This is a genomic window from Bradyrhizobium sp. B117, assembly GCF_038969555.1.
GTDB lineage: Bacteria > Pseudomonadota > Alphaproteobacteria > Rhizobiales > Xanthobacteraceae > Bradyrhizobium.
The window spans coordinates 5,961,807-5,979,668 of record NZ_CP152414.1 but is presented as its reverse complement, the minus strand read 5'-3'; the positions used below and the strand labels follow the sequence as shown (position 1 = coordinate 5,979,668).

At 63.9% G+C, this 17,862-nt stretch carries 18 protein-coding genes; 10 read left to right on the top strand and 8 right to left on the bottom strand.

Going from position 1 to position 17,862, the window contains the following annotated elements; all coding sequences use genetic code 11:
- Window positions 1–55: 55 nt before the first annotated feature.
- The gene (locus AAFG16_RS29350) at window positions 56–1,192 is read left to right on the top strand and encodes a thiolase family protein (protein ID WP_342730879.1); all 1,137 of its coding nucleotides are present in this window, start codon (window positions 56–58) and stop codon (window positions 1,190–1,192) included.
- Window positions 1,189–1,542 (top strand): OB-fold domain-containing protein, encoded by a 354-nt coding sequence (locus AAFG16_RS29345; RefSeq protein ID WP_342730877.1) that lies wholly within the window; start codon window positions 1,189–1,191, stop codon window positions 1,540–1,542. Before AAFG16_RS29350 ends, AAFG16_RS29345 begins: the two co-directional genes overlap by 4 nt.
- Window positions 1,543–1,893: 351 nt before the next feature.
- Here AAFG16_RS29345 and AAFG16_RS29340 read toward each other — a convergent pair whose 3' ends face one another.
- Entirely contained in the window at window positions 1,894–2,091 is a 198-nt protein-coding gene (locus tag AAFG16_RS29340; RefSeq protein WP_342730875.1) for a hypothetical protein, read from the bottom strand.
- A gap of 30 nt (window positions 2,092–2,121) precedes the next feature.
- Between AAFG16_RS29340 and AAFG16_RS29335 the strand changes: the two genes are divergently transcribed.
- Window positions 2,122–2,649, top strand: a complete 528-nt coding sequence (locus AAFG16_RS29335) for a carboxymuconolactone decarboxylase family protein (protein WP_283079963.1) — start codon at window positions 2,122–2,124, stop codon at window positions 2,647–2,649.
- 25 nt (window positions 2,650–2,674) lie between these two features.
- Window positions 2,675–2,977: a nucleoside triphosphate pyrophosphohydrolase family protein gene (locus tag AAFG16_RS29330; RefSeq protein WP_283079962.1), complete on the top strand. Its 303-nt coding sequence runs from the start codon at window positions 2,675–2,677 to the stop codon at window positions 2,975–2,977.
- A gap of 195 nt (window positions 2,978–3,172) precedes the next feature.
- Here AAFG16_RS29330 and glsA read toward each other — a convergent pair whose 3' ends face one another.
- From glsA to AAFG16_RS29310, 4 genes are all read right to left on the bottom strand, one after another.
- Window positions 3,173–5,020, bottom strand: coding sequence for a glutaminase A (gene glsA, locus AAFG16_RS29325; protein ID WP_342730871.1), 1,848 nt, complete (start codon window positions 5,018–5,020; stop codon window positions 3,173–3,175).
- A gap of 21 nt (window positions 5,021–5,041) precedes the next feature.
- Window positions 5,042–7,114 (bottom strand): TRAP transporter permease, encoded by a 2,073-nt coding sequence (locus tag AAFG16_RS29320; protein ID WP_342730869.1) that lies wholly within the window; start codon window positions 7,112–7,114, stop codon window positions 5,042–5,044.
- 237 nt (window positions 7,115–7,351) lie between these two features.
- Window positions 7,352–8,518, bottom strand: coding sequence for a TAXI family TRAP transporter solute-binding subunit (locus AAFG16_RS29315; RefSeq protein ID WP_342730867.1), 1,167 nt, complete (start codon window positions 8,516–8,518; stop codon window positions 7,352–7,354).
- Window positions 8,519–8,686: 168 nt separating this feature from the next.
- Complete coding sequence (locus AAFG16_RS29310; RefSeq protein WP_342730865.1) at window positions 8,687–8,908, bottom strand: acetyl-CoA carboxylase biotin carboxyl carrier protein subunit; 222 nt, start codon at window positions 8,906–8,908, stop codon at window positions 8,687–8,689.
- 94 nt (window positions 8,909–9,002) lie between these two features.
- On the opposite strand from AAFG16_RS29310, the gene AAFG16_RS29305 reads away from it, so the two are divergent.
- From AAFG16_RS29305 to AAFG16_RS29290, 4 genes are all read left to right on the top strand, one after another.
- The gene (locus AAFG16_RS29305; protein WP_342730863.1) at window positions 9,003–9,977 is read left to right on the top strand and encodes a helix-turn-helix domain-containing protein; all 975 of its coding nucleotides are present in this window, start codon (window positions 9,003–9,005) and stop codon (window positions 9,975–9,977) included.
- Entirely contained in the window at window positions 9,907–11,466 is a 1,560-nt protein-coding gene (locus tag AAFG16_RS29300; RefSeq protein WP_342730861.1) for a carboxyl transferase domain-containing protein, read from the top strand. Before AAFG16_RS29305 ends, AAFG16_RS29300 begins: the two co-directional genes overlap by 71 nt.
- Before the next feature lie 89 nt (window positions 11,467–11,555).
- Window positions 11,556–13,253, top strand: a complete 1,698-nt coding sequence (locus AAFG16_RS29295) for a GMC oxidoreductase (RefSeq protein WP_342730859.1) — start codon at window positions 11,556–11,558, stop codon at window positions 13,251–13,253.
- Window positions 13,254–13,523: 270 nt separating this feature from the next.
- Complete coding sequence (locus tag AAFG16_RS29290) at window positions 13,524–14,060, top strand: hypothetical protein (protein ID WP_342730857.1); 537 nt, start codon at window positions 13,524–13,526, stop codon at window positions 14,058–14,060.
- A 24-nt stretch (window positions 14,061–14,084) separates the two neighbouring features.
- Here AAFG16_RS29290 and AAFG16_RS29285 read toward each other — a convergent pair whose 3' ends face one another.
- Window positions 14,085–15,560, bottom strand: coding sequence for an FAD-binding oxidoreductase (locus tag AAFG16_RS29285; RefSeq protein WP_342730855.1), 1,476 nt, complete (start codon window positions 15,558–15,560; stop codon window positions 14,085–14,087).
- A gap of 449 nt (window positions 15,561–16,009) precedes the next feature.
- Between AAFG16_RS29285 and AAFG16_RS29280 the strand changes: the two genes are divergently transcribed.
- Both AAFG16_RS29280 and AAFG16_RS29275 read left to right on the top strand, forming a co-directional pair.
- On the top strand, window positions 16,010–16,186 hold the full coding sequence (locus tag AAFG16_RS29280) for a hypothetical protein (RefSeq protein WP_283079952.1): 177 nt from the start codon (window positions 16,010–16,012) through the stop codon (window positions 16,184–16,186).
- A 174-nt stretch (window positions 16,187–16,360) separates the two neighbouring features.
- Complete coding sequence (locus AAFG16_RS29275) at window positions 16,361–16,582, top strand: hypothetical protein (RefSeq protein ID WP_283079951.1); 222 nt, start codon at window positions 16,361–16,363, stop codon at window positions 16,580–16,582.
- A gap of 212 nt (window positions 16,583–16,794) precedes the next feature.
- Here the strand turns inward: AAFG16_RS29275 and AAFG16_RS29270 are convergent, their stop codons facing one another.
- Together AAFG16_RS29270 and AAFG16_RS29265 are read right to left on the bottom strand one after the other, a co-directional pair.
- On the bottom strand, window positions 16,795–17,070 hold the full coding sequence (locus AAFG16_RS29270) for a DUF3303 family protein (protein ID WP_018319867.1): 276 nt from the start codon (window positions 17,068–17,070) through the stop codon (window positions 16,795–16,797).
- A 187-nt stretch (window positions 17,071–17,257) separates the two neighbouring features.
- Window positions 17,258–17,683 (bottom strand): SgcJ/EcaC family oxidoreductase, encoded by a 426-nt coding sequence (locus AAFG16_RS29265; protein WP_342730849.1) that lies wholly within the window; start codon window positions 17,681–17,683, stop codon window positions 17,258–17,260.
- Between the last annotated feature and the right edge of the window lie 179 nt (window positions 17,684–17,862).

Here is a 17,862-nt window from a genome sequence, read left to right as displayed (position 1 = left end):
GTATGGATTCCGGGCTCGCGCTGCGCGCGCCCCGGAATGACGAGGAGGAGAGAGCATGAGCTTCATCACCGGCGTCGGCCTCACGCCCTACGGCAAGCACGAAGGCTCATCCTCGCTCGACCTGATGAGCAAGGCCGCGCAAGCCGCGCTCGACGACGCCGGCCTCAGGCGCGCCCAGATCGACGGCATCCTCTGCGGCTACTCCACCGTCTCCCCGCACATCATGCTGGCGACCGTGTTCGCCGAGCATTTTGGCATTCGCCCATCCTACGCCCATGCCGTGCAGGTCGGCGGCGCCACGGGCCTTGCGATGACGATGCTCGCCCATCACCTCGTCGAGGCAGGCGTTGCACGCAATGTGCTCGTCGTCGCCGGCGAGAACCGCCTCACCGGGCAGAGCCGCGACGCCTCGATCCAGGCGCTGGCGCAGGTCGGACATCCCGACTACGAGGTACCGCTGGGGCCGACCATTCCCGCCTATTACGGTCTCGTCGCCACGCGCTACATGCACGAATACGGCGTGACCGAAGAAGACCTCGCCGAATTCGCGGTGCTGATGCGCGCCCACGCCTGCACTCATCCCGGCGCGCAATTCCACGATCCCATCACGGTCGCCGACGTCATGGCCTCCAAGCCGGTTGCGATGCCGCTCAAGCTGCTGGATTGCTGCCCGGTGTCCGATGGGGGCGCCGCGTTCGTCATCAGCCGCGAGCGGACCGGCGAGGCTGGCGTCCGCATCCGCGGCTGTGCCCAGGCACACACCCATCAGCATGTCACGGCGGCGCCGGCACTGAGCGAGCTCGGCGCGGAGATCTCCATCGCGCGCGCCAAGGAGGCCACGGGCCTTGCGATCTCCGACGTGCGTTACGCCGCGATCTACGACAGTTTCACCATCACGCTCGCGATGCTGCTGGAAGACCTCGGCCTTGCCGGCCGCGGCGAGGCGGCTGCCCGCGTGCGATCAGGCCATTTCAATCAGGACGGCGCGATGCCGCTCAACACCCATGGCGGGCTGCTCAGCTACGGCCATTGCGGCGTCGGCGGCGCCATGGCGCATCTGGTCGAAGCGCATTTGCAGATGACGGGGCGGGCGGTGAATCGCCAGGTGCGCGACGCCTCGATCGCGCTCTTGCACGGCGACGGCGGCGTGCTGTCGTCCCATGTCAGCATGTTCCTGGAGCGGGTGCGATGAGTCTGGCGGACTGGACCAAGGGCGAAGAAGCCATCACCTACCAGACCTGCACCGCATGCGGGCACGTCCAATATTTCCACCGCGCCTTCTGCGCGGCTTGCGGTGCGTCCGATCCGCGCGAGCAACGCGCCAGCGGCAAGGGCAGGGTCTACGCGACCTCTCTCGTCTGCCGCGCCGCCACGCCCGAGACGCGCGCGCATGTGCCGTATAACATCCTGCTGGTCGATTGCGCCGAGGGCTTTCGCATGATGGCGCACGGCGAGAACGATCTCGCCATCGGCGATTCGGTCGTCGCGAGCTTCAGGCCGTTCGCCGGAAAGCTCGTGCCGTTCTTTGCAAAACATAAATAGTGGGACTTGGATGTCGTAGCCCGGAGGGAGCGCAGCGAATCCGGGCTACGAGACTAAAGCCCCATCCCGCTTTCGTCGGAACGAGGCCTTAGCCTGATTCGTCATTCGGGGGCGGTCCTAACGGACCGAACCTGGAACGGGATTCTGGGCCTGGCGCTGTGCGAGACGCCACCCCGGAACGACGAAAACACTCAAACTCAACGCAACTAACGCCCGTAGAACAATATGCTGGCGATGACGAGCATCGCCGTCACCGCCAGCATATGCGCGAGCGCTCCCGAGGCCGCCCCCTTGGTGGCTTCCTTCATGCCTTTTTCTCCCTAGACTTGGGCGTGACTCATCGATGCGTGGTTAGCGCAATCGACGGCCAATTGTTTTTACTCGGAACACCCCTTGCGAGTATCCGCCGCGATTTGTCCCCACGCGGCGAATATCGACTGTGCCAAGGTCGATCAGCAATGCGGCGGCAATTTGACTCGATGATGTTGCTCCTGCGGTCGCGCAAGAATAGAGTTTTGGGGAATATTCGCCGTTAATGACAAAAAGCATCAAAGGCTTAGGGAAATCTTCAGGAAAATCATGGCCCGCATCCTCTATAGCGATCCAGTCAACGCATCCGATCGCACCCGCGAAATCCTCGACAAGAACCGCCACGCCAACATCTTCCGGATGATGGCGCATTCACCGAGCTATTTTGAGCAGTACTGCCGCCTCGGCGGCGCGATCCGCCACAAGGGCGAGCTCGATCCGGTCGTGCGCGAGCTTGCGATCACCCGCACCGGCATCCTGTGCGAGGCGCCGTACGAGATCGTCGCGCACAAGCGCATCGGCAAGAATGTCGGCGTCACCGACGAGCAGAACGAGGCGCTCGAGAACTGGCAGGCTGCGACCTGCTTCAATGAGGTGCAGCGCGCCGCACTCGCCTTCACCGACGAGATCGTCAAGCTGAGGAAGCCGACGGACGCCACCTTCAAGGCGATCGCGTCGAAACTGACGCCGGCCGCGCTGGTCGAGCTTCAGCTCTCGGTCGGCTTCTACATCATGACGTCAAAATTCCTGGAGACGTTCGAGATCGATCTCCAGCCCGTCAACGAAGTGGTGGGCTGATCCAAATCCGCAGCGAGGGATGCTCATGACGATCGATGAATATGCGGTCTGGGCCGCGAGCATTGCCAAAGTCGATGAGCATCCGTCCAACGAGCGGCTGTCCTATCTCGGCCTCGGCCTCGCCGGCGAATCCGGCGAGGTCGCCGACCACATCAAGAAGCTGCTCCGCGATGACTGGCTCGACAAGGCCGGCCTCGTCGATGAGCTCGGCGATGTCATCTACTACTGGGCCTGCCTGTGCGCTGCGACCGGCCAGCAGCCATCCAAATTGCTCGAGGCAAGCGCGGCGAAGATCAAGCGGCGGCTGAGCGAAGCGGCGAGCCGCTGAGCCGCGCATGAGCGAGAGGCCCGGATCACCTCTCCCGTAGGGAGAGGTCGGATCGCATCAAAGATGCGATCCGGGTGAGGGGTTACAGTCTCAGCTGAACGCCGCGGCCCCTCACCCGGATTGCTCGGGCGCGCAATTGCGCGCCATAGCAATCCGACCTCTCCCCGCTGGGGAGAGGTGGAGACCTCAGCCGCACTATGTCGACGTCAGAATATCCACCTTGGCATTGGCGACGATCAGGCGGTCGGCGAGCAGCTGGGCGAGGTTGCGCATGACGCGCTCGCTGGCACGCGGGTGCTGCTTGCGGAAACGCTCAAAGTCCTTCAGCGGCACTTCGTACGCGGTCGCCGCCATGTCCGCGAACACGTCGGCCGAGCGCGTCGGCTCCAGCAGCGCCATTTCGCCGAAGGCCATGCCGGCCGTGAGCGTCGCCAGCCGGACGCCGTCGGGCAGGGTGACATGCACCGCGCCGCTGCGCAGGAAGAACAGGGAGGCGGCCGGATCGCCCGTCGTGATGATCTTCGCGCCGGACTGAAAAGTCCGGATCGTGCAGATCGAGGCGAGGTCGGTCAGCTCTTCCGCGCTGAGCCCGGCGAGCAGCGGCTGCTCGTCAAGCTCGGTGGTCTCGTGGAAATCGATCGAGCCGCCATAGCGGTAGACGATCTGGTCTTCGGCCCATTCGATCGCGGTGTCGAGCAGGTAGAAGTCGCGGACGTTCTTCAGCTCCGCCGTCCACTCCCGCAACGTATTCCACTCCTTCGATGCGCGCCTGACGCCTGACAGCACCACCGTGACGTTCAGTGCGGCGAGCTCTTCGAACGCCTCTGCCACCAGCCGCGCGCCGGCGCGGGTGGTGGAGGTGACGCGGTGCAGGTCGAAGATAACGATTTGCGGGCGCGGCCGTCCCGCAAGCCGTCGCGAGACGTAGTCGACCGCCGACAGCGACAGCGTGCCGACCAGCTCGATGATCCGTACCTCCTGCTCGTGAGCTGCGAGGATCTCGCGCTCCTGCGGGCGGCGGACTCGGCGGGACGGGCTCTTGCCGATGTCGTAGTCGGCAATGACCGCGTTGCGCGCATCGTCGCTGCGGTTGAGCATGTGCAAATCGTAATGCGAGGATAACGCCTCGCAGACCTTGATGCCGCGCACGCTGTTGCCGTGCTTGTCGAGCCTTGGCGAATAGCTGCCGAGACCAAGGCGGGCAGGGAGCGCGGCCAGAATGCCGCCGCCGACGCCGCTCTTGGCGGGGATGCCGATCCGGTAGATCCATTCGCCGGCATAGTCGTACATGCCCGACGACGTCATCACCGACAGCGTGCGCGAGATCGCGTACGGCGTCAGCACCTGCTCGCCCGTGACCGGATTGACGCCGCGATTGGCGAGCGTCGCCGCCATCACCGCGATGTCGCGCGCGGTGACCAGCACCGCGCATTGCCGGAAATAGACGTCGAGGACGCCTGCGACATTGTCGGAGATTACCGCATTGGTCTTGAGCAGATAGGCGATGGCGCGGTTGCGGTCGCCGGTCTGGCTCTCGGAGGTGTAGACAGCCTCGTCCACGGCGAGGTCGCGTCCCGCAAAACGGCCGAGCGCGGCACGGATCTGCTCGAAGGCGTCAGTGCCCCTGCTGTCGTAGATCAGTCCGGTGCAGGCGATCGCGCCGGCATTGACCATCGGGTTGAACGGGTGGTTCTCCGAGTTGAGCCGGATCGAGTTGAAGGGATCGCCCGATGGCTCGACGCCGATCGCGCTCTCGATCTTGCTCGCGCCGAGCAGGTCCAGCGCCAGCGCGAACACGAACGGCTTCGACATTGACTGGATGGTGAAGGGCACCTGGCTGTCGCCGACCTCGTAGACATGGCCGTCCAGCGTGGCGAGGCTGATGCCGAAATAGGCAGGGTCGGCCTTGCTCAGCTCGGGAATGTAGTCGGCGACATTGCCCGATGTTTCGGCAGAGAACTCATTGAGGCAATTGTCCAGAAACCGCAGCAAAGGCGGTTTCGAACGCGTCCAGGCGGTGGCGGCGGGCGAGAGCGGTTTCATCGCCCCACTTGTGCAACGCAATCAGGGCGCGCGCAACCCGTCAGGAACCATGGCCTGTCGCCGGACCAGCAGCAGGGCGATCAACACCGTGGGTACCAGGATGGCGAGGCCAAGCAGTGTGATCTGCATCTGCGTCAGCGGCATGATCCCGCCGCCTGGCGTCGCGACCACGAAGCCGCCGATCACCAGCAGCACGCGGATCGGCCATTCCAACAATCCTGTGCCGCGAAGATCGCCGACGAAGGCCTGGTAGCCCTGGATGCCGCCGCAGATGAACAGCGTGCCGAACGCGGCGAGCCCCATCAGGCCGAGGCCGGCGAGATAAGGGCTTGGCCCTTGCAGCACCAGCGCGGGATTGAGCACGAAGAAGAACGGGATGAAGTAGATGATGCTGCCGACCCACATCGATTCCCAGCCGGTCTTCATCGCCGGCGAACCGGCAATGCCAGCAGCCGCGAACGATGCGATCGCGACCGGAGGAGTGATCGAGGACAGCATGCCCCAGTAGAAGATGAACATGTGCACGGCCATCTTGTTGAGCCCGAGCTTCTCCAGCGCCGGCGCGACCAGGATGGCGAGGAAGATGTAGCAGGCCGTGGTCGTCAGCCCGAGGCCGAGGATCAGGCTGGTGAGGGCACACATGCCGAGCAGCAGGAACGGATTGTCGCCGGCGATGTGCAGGAGGTCGTTGGCAAGGCTCGACACCACGCCGGTCATCGAGAACGCCCCGATCAGGAGGCCACAGCCGGCGAGGATGCCGACGAGCTCGACGAAGGTGCGGCCGTTGACCTCGAGGAATTTGCCGATCGTGCCGAGCGTCCAGCGCGTGTCCTTGGAGAAGAACTGGTTGAGTACCAGCAGCAGCGCGGTCGCGTAGAACGGCGCGTGGCTCTCGCGCTTGAAATAGAGCAGCATCACGATCAGGAGCGCGATCACGAAGACGTAGTACCAGCCGTCCTTGATGGTATCCATGATCCGCGGCAGCTCGGCGCGCGGAATACCCTTCAGTCCGTGGCGGGCGGCATAGGCATCGACCTGCATGAACAGGCCGACATAATAGAGCGCGGCCGGAATGATCGCGGCGATCGCGACATCGGCGTAGCTGACATTGAGGAACTGCGCGATCACGAAGGCGGTCGCACCCATCACCGGCGGCGCCAGCACCGCGCCGGTCGAGGCGCAGGCCTCGATCGCGCCGGCATAGGAGGCGCGGAAGCCGCTCTTCTTCATGACCGGGATGGTCATGGTGCCGGCGGTCAGCACGTTGGAGATGATGGAGCCCGACATCATGCCGAGCAGGCCGCTGGCAAAGATGCAGACCTTGGCCGCGCCGCCACGGAAGGTGCCGCACAGCGCGAAGGCGAGGTTGATGAAGAACTTGCCGGCCCCGGTCATCATCAACGCGGTGCCGAACACGAGGAAGCCGATCACGGTGTCGGCGAACGCCTGGATCGGAATGCCGAGCAGGCTCTCGCCCGAGAGCACGTGATAGGCGGTGGCCTGCTCCAGCGTCGACTGTGTGCCGCGGAACGGCCCGAGCCAACCGGCCTCCGCGAACAGCGGGTAGACGGTGAAGGGCAGTACGCTCAGCAGCAGGCTCCAGCCGCCGGTGCGGCGCAGCGCCTCCATCAGCATGACCCACATCACGAGGCCTGCCGCGATCACGGTGTTCGGCGCGCCGCCGAATTCCCAGCCGGCCTCAGCCGCCTTGCGCACGTTCGACATCAACAGCAGCGCGGCGGCGATGGTCACGACGAAGAAGACGAGGTCATACCAGGGAATGCGGTCGAGCGGCGCCCGTTCGGTGCCCGGGAAGATCAGGAACGTGAACGGCAGCATCAGCGCGATCAGGAGATAGAAATACTCCGTGTTGAGCTGGGTATAGCCGATGAAGAAGCGCAGCGAGAATTGCTGGTTGATGCAGAGCAGGATGGTCGCCGCGGTCGCGACGATCAGCGTCCAGCGCCAGGCGCCGCGCAATGTGCGGACGCGGGTGACTTCGGCCTCCTGCATGTTGCCGGCCGCGCCGTGCGGATCGTCGAACACGACGCGCTTGGCTTGTGCTTGCGGGTCGGTGTTGGTGGAAACAGACATGATCGACCCCGCGAGTGGGCTGCTAAATAGCGACTAAGCGAATGGCAGTTGCTTGAAGCGGTCGGGCCGCGGGCTCCTGAACCTCTGCCGCTTGCGGGTGAGGTCGGCGCGCAGCGCCGGGTGAGGGCTCTCTCCTCTGGGGGAATCCCGCCGTGGAGAAACCCTCTCCCCAACCCTCCCCCGCAAGCGGGGGAGGGAGCGCACCTCGCGCGTAGCATCGAACGAGCCCATCTCGCGCTAATCCTCGAACCCGTTCGGCATGTCGGCCTTCGCCAGCGCGGCGGCGCGCGCCTTCATCCAGCCGTCGAGGAAGGCTTTCTCGTCCGACGGCGGATTGGACTTGCCGTACTCCGTCCAGGCGGCAGCTAACACCTCCTGCCGCTTGAACAGCTTGTTGTTGTGCGCCTCCTGCGCATCCGACCATTGGCCGGCTTCCTTCAGCGCCTTCACCGCGCCGGGATGCACCGGCACCACCCAGTTCTTGGTCTGGCGGTCGGCGGCGAGACCGCCGGCGCCGGGCGCAGAGTCCTTGTAGGCATCGTAATTCGCGATCATCGCTTTCGTCATCGCATAGACCTGGTCAGCCGGTTGCGAGGCGTAGGCGACGAAGATCGGGTAGGGGTAGTTGCCGAGCTCGACCGGCTTGTCGGGCGAGATGCCGGCGCCGCAGGTCGCGACTTGCGGGAAGAAAAACGAGCCGACCTTCTGCATCCGCGCCCAGCCCTCCTTGTCCTTGGCGGGCAGCGGCGGCCAGATCAGGCCGCGCGGCGAGGTCTCGGCTTCCTTGGCGGGGCCGGTGATGGTGGTGCCGAAGGCGGCATCGACGTCGTTGTTGATCAGGCCTTTCCACATCGCGCCGTAACTGGCGAACTCGACGGCCTTGACGTCCTTCTGCGTCAGGCCGGCGAAGGCGAGCACCGCGAGCGAATTCTGGTTCAGCGCGGGCGAGCCGACCACGAAGCCGACGCGCTTGCCTTTCAGGTCTTTCAATTCTTTCACGCCGGTGTCGGCTGCGACACCAAGCGAACCGCAATTGCAATCGACCGTCGAGAGCATGATCTGGAGCGGCTGCGGGCCCCATTCCTTTGCGCCGAACTCGAACACGCCTTCCTGCGCGAAATAGGTGCCAGATCCCATCGCCGATGATGCTGCGCGCTTGGCGCGTAGCGGTGCAAGCCGCGCAACATCGTTGCCTGCGGGCAGCACGCGGACGTCGGTGCCGTATTTGTCCTTCATCATCTTGCCGACGCCGACCGCGATGTTGAAGCCGGCGGTGCCGGTGTCATAGGCGGTGAAGGTCAATGTCGCCGGCAGCTTGATGTCTTCGGCGAATGCATAGCGTGTAGACACAAATGAAATGCCCGCAACCAAGGCAGGCGCGAGCATGACCAGCCCACGAAGCATGTTTCCCTCCAATGATCCTCACGTTTGCCGCGAAGAGTTTTCGTTCTTTGTTTGAAACAGAGTTTGTTTTGAAACAGATCATGTCATCGCGATCAGGCGATGGCAACGCCGTCCCGAGCATGCTGGAATGCGACTGACAGATTGTCGCGGAAACGACGGAGAATGCACTCAGTTCGCGATAATCGCGATCGCCTGTCCTTCGGCAACGACGTCATCCAGCTTGACGAGGAGCGATGTGATCGTGCCGTTCGCGGGCGCAGGCACCGGAATTTCCATCTTCATCGCTTCGACGACTACAACGTCATCACCATCCACAACGGTTCCTCCAACTTGCACGGGAGTTGCGCAGATTCGTCCCGCGACCTCCGTGATGATCTTAATTTCTGGCATGCCATCGCCTTTTTGTTGTCGTCGCAAAATGCCTGAGGTAGCGTCGTCTGCAAGTGGAATTTAATTCCGCAGAGCGGAACAAACGGTAGGGAACATGGGACGACGATCCGAGCGGTTGAGTAGGCAAGGTGCGCTCGCTGGCGACGCCGGCGAGGGCGATGTCATCCAGGTGGTGTCGCGCGCGTTCGACGTGTTGCGATGCTTCGAGGGCCACGAGGCGAGGCTCGGCAATCTCGAGATTTCAAATCGCTGCGGCTTGCCGCGATCGACGGTGTCGCGGCTCACGCACACGCTGACCCGCATGGGCCAGCTGGTCTATCTGCCGCGCGATCAGAAATATCGCATCGGCCCGAGCGCGGTGGCGATGAGCGCCTCGATGATGAAGGGCGCGCAGCTGCGCAGCATGATCCGCCAGCGGCTCCAGGAAGTCGCCGAGCAGCTTCCGGGCACGGTCGGCTTCGTCGTTCCCGATCGCTTCCATCTGGTCTATCTCCAGTTCGCGCGCTCGGCCGCGGCGCTCGGCCTGCACGAGGGCACCGGCAGCCGCATCTCGATGGCGTCGACCGCCGCCGGTGCGGCCTACACGGCGGCACTGGCGCCGGAAGTCGGCGATGCCTTCATCGCGGAGATGAAGCGGGAAGCGCCCGAGGCTGTGAAGATCCTCAAGCCCCGCATCGAGGCCAACCGTCAGTCGCTGCGCGAGCGCGGCTATGTCGTGGCCTGCGGCCTGTGGAGCCCGCACATCAATGGCCTCGCGGTGCCGATCTGGTCGCCGCAATACCAGACCTTCGTCGTCATCACGATCGGGCTCCTGTCGGCGATGTACGACGAGGAGCGTCTGCATGCCGAGGTCGCGCCGCTGATGCTCGCGCTCGGCCGCTCGCTCGGCAGCCTGATGGAGGGCGCGGAAGGCGACGCCTTCAACAACCGTATCTCGCGCAAACCGGTCGCCATGGCCGTGCACAACAATAACAAGCCGATCCATTCGGAGGGAGTGAATGAACTGGAAGCCGGAACTCGACGAGCTCGCCCGGCGCGAAGCCTTCGCGCGGGAGATGGGCGGCGTTGACAAGGTCAAGCGACAGCATGACCAGGGCCGGCTGACTGTTCGGGAACGTATCGACAGACTGATCGACAAAGGCAGCTTCCACGAGATCGGTGCCGTCTCCGGCATCGGCGAGTACGATTCCAACGGCGATCTGAAGAAACTGACGCCTGCGAACTGCGTGTTCGGCCGCGCGCGGGTCGACGGCCGCACCGTGGTGGTCGTCGGCGACGATTTCACGGTACGCGGCGGTTCGGCCGATGCGTCGATCTCGGCAAAGCCTCTGATGGCGGAGGAGATGGCGCACGACTTCCGCCTGCCCATCATCCGCATCATCGAGGGCTCCGGCGGCGGCGGCTCGGTCAAGACCATCGAGACCAAGGGCGCGGCCAACTTGCCGGGCGGCATCGGCGGCACGCGCTGGTATCGCTTCACGACCGAAAACCTGTCGCGTGTGCCCGTGGTCGCGCTCGGCCTCGGCTCGGTTGCGGGCTTAGGCGCCGCGCGGCTTGCCGCCAGCCACTATTCCATCATGACGCGGAAGTCCGCGATGTTCGTCGCGGGCCCGCCGGTGGTGAAGGCGCTGGGACAGGATCTCTCGAAGGAGGAGCTCGGCGGCGCCGACATCCAGACCCGCGCCGGCGCGATCGATCATGCCGTCGATACCGAGGAGGAGGCGTTCGCCTGCGCGCGACGCTTCCTGTCTTATCTGCCGTCGTCGGTCTACGAGCTGCCGCCGACCTTGCCCTGCGCCGACAATCCTGAACGTAGCGACGAAGCGCTGATGAACGCGGTGCCGCGCAACCGCAAGCAGGTCTACAAGATGCGGCCGATCATCGAGTCGGTCGTCGACAAGGGCTCGTTCTTCGAGGTCGCCAGGAACTTTGGCAAACCGATCATTGTCGGTCTCGCCCGGCTAGAGGGCAGGGCGGTGATGGTGCTCGCCAGCGACAGTTTCCATTACGGCGGCTCGTGGACGGCCGATGCCTGCCAGAAGGTGGTGCGCTGGGTCGACTTCGCGGAAACCTTCCATCTGCCGATCGTCTATCTCATGGACTGCCCCGGCTTCATGATCGGCCTCGACGCCGAGAAGGCCGCGACCATCCGTCACGGCGTCCGCGCCATGGCCGCGGTCAACCAGACCACCGTGCCCTGGTGCACCGTGATCCTGCGCAACGCCTTCGGTGTCGCCGGTGTGGTGCATCAGCCCGCCGACCGCTTCTCGATCCGTTACGCCTGGCCGTCGGCCTATTGGGGCTCGCTGCCGCTCGAAGGCGGCATCGAGGCGGCCTACCGCGCGGACCTCGACGCGGCCGAGGACAAGGCGGCCAAGCTCCGCGAGATCGAGGATCGGCTGAACAAGCTGCGCTCGCCGTTCCGCTCGGCCGAAAAATTCTGGGTCGAGGAGATCATCGATCCCCGCAAGACGCGGTCGCTGCTATGCGAATTCGCGCGGCTGGCCGAGCCGCTGCGGAAACCTGGACCACCGGAGAACATGACGATCAGGCCGTAGACGCAAATCATTGCGAGCGCAGCGAACCAATCCAGAATCTCAAAAAACACGCTAAGCTCCGCCAACAAGAACAAGAGGAAGCGCCAATCGTGTACGACTACATCATCGTGGGCGGCGGCTCGGCGGGCTCCGTGCTGGCCCACCGGCTCTCCGCCAGGAGCGCCAACAAGGTCCTGCTGTGCGAAGCCGGACAGGACACGCCGCCCGGCAACGAGCCGGCCGAGATCAGGGACAGCTATCCGGGCACGGCCTATTTCGACCCGCGCTTCCACTGGACCGAGCTCAAGGTGACGACCCAGGTCGTTAGCCACAACAATCCCAACGAAGCCCGTCCGCCCTTGCGCAAATACGAACAGGCGCGCGTGCTCGGCGGCGGCTCGTCGATCAACGGCCAGATGGCCAATCGCGGCGCGCCGACCGATTACGACGAATGGGACGCACGCGGCGCCGAGGGGTGGACGTGGAAGGACGTGCTGCCGTTCTTCAAGAGAGTCGAACGTGACCTCGATTTCGACGGCCCGTATCACGGCAAGGATGGCCGAATTCCCGTGCGCCGCATTCCGCGCGAGCACTGGACAAGACATTCGCAGGCCTTCGCCGACGCCTTCCACCAGGCCGGCCATCAATTCGTCGCCGATCAGAACGGCGAGTTCGTGGACGGCTATTTCCCGGTGACGCATTCCAACCAGGCCGAGCAGCGCGTCTCGGCCGCGATGGGCTATCTCGATCGCGGCACGCGCCAGCGCGCCAACCTCACCATCTCCACCAACACGCAGGTGAGAGAGCTGCTGTTCGAAGGCACGCAATGCGTCGGCGTGAAGGCGCTGGTCGACGGCCGGGAGCAGGAATTCCGGGGCCGTGAGATCATCCTCTCCAGCGGCGCCATCCATTCGCCGGCGCATCTGCTGCGCGCCGGCATCGGCCCGGTCGGCCACCTCAAGGATATGGGCATTCCCGTCCTGATGGGCCTTGCCGGCGTTGGTCAGCGCCTGATGGATCATCCCTCGATCTCGCTGTCGTCCTTCGTACGCCGCGGCGCGCGCATGAACGAGCACACCAGGCGCCATATGCAGCTCGGCCTGCGTTATTCGTCCGGGCTCGAAGGCGTGCCGAAGGGCGACATGTTTGTCGTCCTGCTGAGCAAATCGGCCTGGCACGCCGTCGGCGAGCAGATCGGGTCGCTACTGACTTTCGTGAACAAGACCTATTCCGAGACCGGACAGGTCAAGCTCGCCTCCCGTGATCCCTCGGCCGAACCGATCGTCGAGTTCAATCTGCTGTCCGACCGCCGCGATCTCGATCGCCTGATGAGCGGCTTCCGCAAGATGGCGGCCATTCAGATGAGCGACATTGTCAGGAAGGTGACGGACAAGCCGTTCCCGGCTGCCTATACCGACAAGGTCCGCAAGATCGGCGTGGTCAATACCAAGAACAGGATTTTGACCAAGATCGCCGCGACGCTGATGGACGGGCCCGCGGCGTTGCGCCACTACATGATCGACAATTTCGTCGTCGAAGGTTTTACCTTCGACCAGGTGATCAACGACGACGAGGCGCTGGAAGCCTTCGTGCGCAAGGCGACCATCGGCGTGTGGCACGCCTCCTGCTCATGCCGGATGGGCCGTGCCGATGACCCGATGGCGGTGGTCGACAGCCAAGGCCGGGTCAAAGGCATCCAGGGCCTGCGCGTCGTCGACGCCTCGATCTTCCCGGTGGTGCCGTGCGCCAACACCAATTTTCCAGTGTTGATGTCGGCTGAGAAGATCGCGGCCACGATGATGCAGTAGCGGCGGGCATCCTCGCCCGGACACGCCGCAGCGTCAGCGCTGCGGTCGGTCCTTGCGCTGGCGGCTTCGGCGCGGAGCTCCTCCGCCTCGTCGCAGCTCGAGCTCGATCCATGCATGTTCAAATCGCGCCACGAACCGAACACTTTGAACATAATCTAAGTTAAGTGCCCAAGTTGAAGCGGTTTTTCCGCCGCCCTTTAGGCCCATTTCGGCCAAACCTTTATTGATCTCTCCCGAGCGGGGCAGGACCCTCCAACTCAGAGTCCTGCAATGATCAAGCAAGTTCTTTCCGCGTGCATCATCGTTATCGTCACTTCCGCGGCCTCGCAAGCGCGGCATTATCGCGCTCTCCAGGCGTCTGAATGCAACGTCACCATGCCCTGCGACTTCTCGTATGCGCAAACGCGGCGCGAGCGGTCTCCCAGGCATTCGTTGCAAGCCTATCGTTCTACCCAAATGACATTGACCGATGCAGGCAACACCGCCACCACGATCGTCGCGTCCGGCGAGCGCATCGTCGGCGGCCGACCGGCCGGCTGTCCCTCATCGTTTTGCGGCTGCGGCGCGTCCCTGCGCGTGTTCGGTCGTGTCGTGCCGGAATTGAATCTCGCCTCGAACTGGCTGCGCTTCCCGCGCACAGCGCCGGCGCCGGGGATGGTCGCGGCGAGGCGGGGGCATGTGTTCGTCCTGGAACAGCACCTCGGAGGCGATATGTGGATGGCCTATGACGCCAATTCCGGCGGGCACGCCACGCGCATGCACGCGCGCTCCTTGCGGGGCTATACGATCGTCAACCCGCGCAGCTGAGACAATGGCGGGTGCCCGGCGTCATCACAGCCGGAGCACCTTGCCGGGATTCATGATGTTCTGCGGATCGAGCGCGCGCTTGATGGTGCGCATGATGTCGAGCTCGGTCTTCGAGCGGTAGTGGCTGAGCTCGTCGAGCTTGTCGATGCCGATGCCGTGCTCCGCCGAGATCGAGCCGCCCATGGAGGTGATGAGGTCGTTCACGGCCCGCGTGATGGCGGCGGTGTACTGGTTCAGCGTCTGCTGATCCATGCCCTTCGGTCCCATGAACGAGAAATGCAGATTGCCGTCGCCGATGTGCCCGAGCGGGTAGGGGCGGATGCTCGGGAGAATGTCGAGTACGGCCTTGAGCCCCCTGTCGATGAAATCAGGAATCTTGGAGATCGCCACCGAGACGTCGTAGCTGAGGCCCGGACCCTCGGCCCGCGAGCCCTCGGCGACGCTCTCGCGGATGCGCCACATGTTGCGCGACTGACTGACCGTCTGCGCGATCGCCGCGTCGCGCACGCGGCCGGCCTCGAGCTGATCGGCGAGGAATTGCTCCATCCTCTCGGACATGCCGTCGGCCCCGTCCTGGCGCGGGCGCGCCGACGACCATTCGAGCAGGAGGTACCATTGGGTCTCCGCCTTCAGCGGATCCTGGGTGCCGGGAATATGACGCAGCACCATGTCGATCGCGGCACGGCTCATCAGCTCGCAGGAGCCGACATTGTCCTCGGACGCCGCATGCGCGTCGGACAGGATTTCCAGTGCCGCGCGCGGATCGCGGATCGCCAGCCATGCCGTGCAGACGTCCTTCGGCGCCGGCCACAGCTTGAGAACGGCCTTGGTGATGATGCCGAGCGTGCCTTCGGCGCCCATGAAAAGGTGCTTCAAGTCGTAGCCCGTGTTGTCCTTCTTGAGCGCGCGTAGTCCATCCCAGACATCGCCGTTGGCGAGGACGACCTCGAGGCCGAGGACGAGGTTGCGGGCATTGCCATAGCGCAGAACCTGCACGCCGCCGGCATTGGTCGAGAGGTTGCCGCCGATCATGCACGAGCCCTGGGCTCCGAGGCTGAGCGGCAGGAACCTGTCGTGCTGGCTTGCGGTCTCCTGAAGCGTCTGCAAGACGCAGCCGGCCTCGACCGTCATCGCGTAACCGACGGGATCGACCTCCAGCACACGGTTCATACGGCCGAGCGACAGCACGATGCCGGTGTGCGCGGGCCAGGGTGTGGCTCCGCCCATCAGGCCGGTATTGCCGCCTTGCGGCACGACGGCGACACCGTGCTCATGGCACAGCCGCACCACTTGCGAGACTTCCTCGGTGCTGCCGGGACGCACGACGGCGCCGGCACCGCCGACCAGCGATCCGCGCCAGTCCGTCACGAACGGCTGCTTGCCATGCTCGTCCTCGATCAGGCCCTTGTCGCCCACGATCGCGCGCAGCGCATCGCGCAGGGAGGCGGTCAAGGGAGCGGTCGGGATAGCGGGGACGGATGACGGGAAGGCAGCCGGCATTTTGTTTCCTCTGGCGCATCTTGGTGTGCACTGCGCGCGAAGCGCTTTCGGCCATTGTCCACGTTTGAGGCGGCGAGTCTAACGGCAATATGGCAAGAACCTGTGGACCGGCTTGGTGTGCCGACCCGCAGAGAGAACAACGACGATCAGCCGGTCACGCCGGGGCGCCTCTTGTGCCGCTCGCCTGTCTTCGCAGGCCATCGCCGTTGGTCGACGGCCGCGCGGAGGCGGAGGCTCACCGGTCCCGTTGCTGCCTCGTTACAGGTCCGCACGTCTTCCGCGGCCTTGCCGAGAGGCTCGCGAGCATCGCGCTGCCTGGGCTTATGTCGCGACCCGTTTCCCTTGGACCGCCGCTGCCAGGTTCGATTGCGTACAGGCAGGGAACCAAGCCGCTGCTCGAGGGGTTGTTGCTTTTTATCCCTCGGGCGAAATCGAGCCTTGGAGGCCAAATGGTTACTGCCGCGCAATGCTTGGAACTGGCACAGCGATACAGAACACTTTCTCAAAAATCCGGCATCTCCAAAGACCGCGCTTTCATGATGAAGAATATTGCGAGAAGCTTTGCTGGTTTGGCAGGTCAATTGGATCGACTTGAAGCGCTGACCAGAGATGAACAGCAAACGTAACCCGGCGACGGGGGCGGCGCCTGAGCGCGAAGCCGGGAGCCTGCCGAATCGACCGATGATTTACCGAATTTCCGGCGGAGTGCCGGCCGGCATCGCTGAGCGAATGAGGTACCTCGAAGGAGGTACACTGAATTCACTCTTGAAGTACTTGACCGGACGATCCTTGCATTGCGGATGGGTGAAATCGATCCGATCCGCGATCGCCATACGCGTCACAAGCACCCGAAGCACGTTGACGAGGATGACGGGATACGCGTCTTTCGTGGCCTGCTAATCGGCGGGGCGGTGAGCCTGCTGCTCTGGTTATTCATCGCACTTTCATTGACAATGATCATCAAGAGTCTCCACTTCTCTGAAGAGAGCGAACGAGCACCCCTGAAAGAGCGAACCAGGTGATGACCGGCGCGTCCGCTCGGGCGGCGACGAACGCTCGGGACTTACGGCTGGTTGCGAAGGAACGCACCATCCATCAGCACATAATAAGCCCAGCTCATGATGTCCTGGGCAACGGCGCGCCCGTAGGGGCGGCGTCGTCGCTGGCGAGCATGTCACTGCCGCCGGTTTCGGCGGCGGCAGCGACGTGGGTATCGATGATCAACGCTTGACGGTCACCGTTTGGGGAGCGACGCCATCACCTCTCCCGCGTCTCCGTCCTCGAGGCAAGGCGTAACGGTCAATGGGAGCAGGTCAGACCATTGCGCGAGCCAACGATACATGGCTTTTGGATCACTCGATTCAGAGATCGCAAATCCCTGTCCATTCATGCCATGCCAACGACCCAGCATCTTGACGCCCTCGGGTGGCGCGCCACCGGTCTCCAGAAAGCGGGCGACGGCTGCATTGAAGGTGCCTTGGGGTACGCTCCAGGTGGTTATGAATTTCATGCGATTCTCCCATCACTAGAATTATCGGATGAATGTCGCGGCTGTGCCGCAGGCGCACGATAGCGCCGGCGGCTCGAATAACAACGGCCAATGAACCGGTGCGTCGGTTTGATCCAACGCGCCGTCCTCGGGCACGGTCCCGATTCTTCCCTTCCGGCGCAGAACGGACCTGCAAACCGTAAGAGGGCTATTTGCCATCGTTCCAGATGTCGGTGGCGAGCTTCCAGTCGTCTCCGACTTTCTCCCACACAACGACATATTTGCCGGTGATTTCCTGCGGTGCCGATCCCTTGGTCTTCAGGACGAACGTGCCGATCTCGCGTGCCGCGGAAGGGCCAAGCGGTTTGACGTCCACCGTTGTGAGCTTCGGATCGGTCGCTCGTTCAGCCATGCCTTTCCACATTGCCTCGATGGCTGTTCGGCCCTGCACCATCGCGGAGCCGGGCGGGAATGCGATCGCGTCGGCGGTGTAAAGGGACGCAATCCCGGCAAAATCGCCCTTGTTGAACAGTTCGATCCATTTCGCATTGTTTGCGTCGATCTCGGCCTTCTGGGCCAAAGCCGGCGCGCTCAACGAGATCACGATTGCCATCACCGATGCTATGTTGCGCATGATCATCTCCAGACCCGATGTACGACGCGGCTGCAGGGCAGCCGTCTGTCTCGAAGTGGATGCGTTGAATGACACATCCCAGACCGGGCCAGGCGCAACAGCAATTCCGGGGGATTACCGTCAGCACCATTGACGAAGCCGCGCGGTAGAGATTGCAGGCGCTTCGCGTAACCGAAACC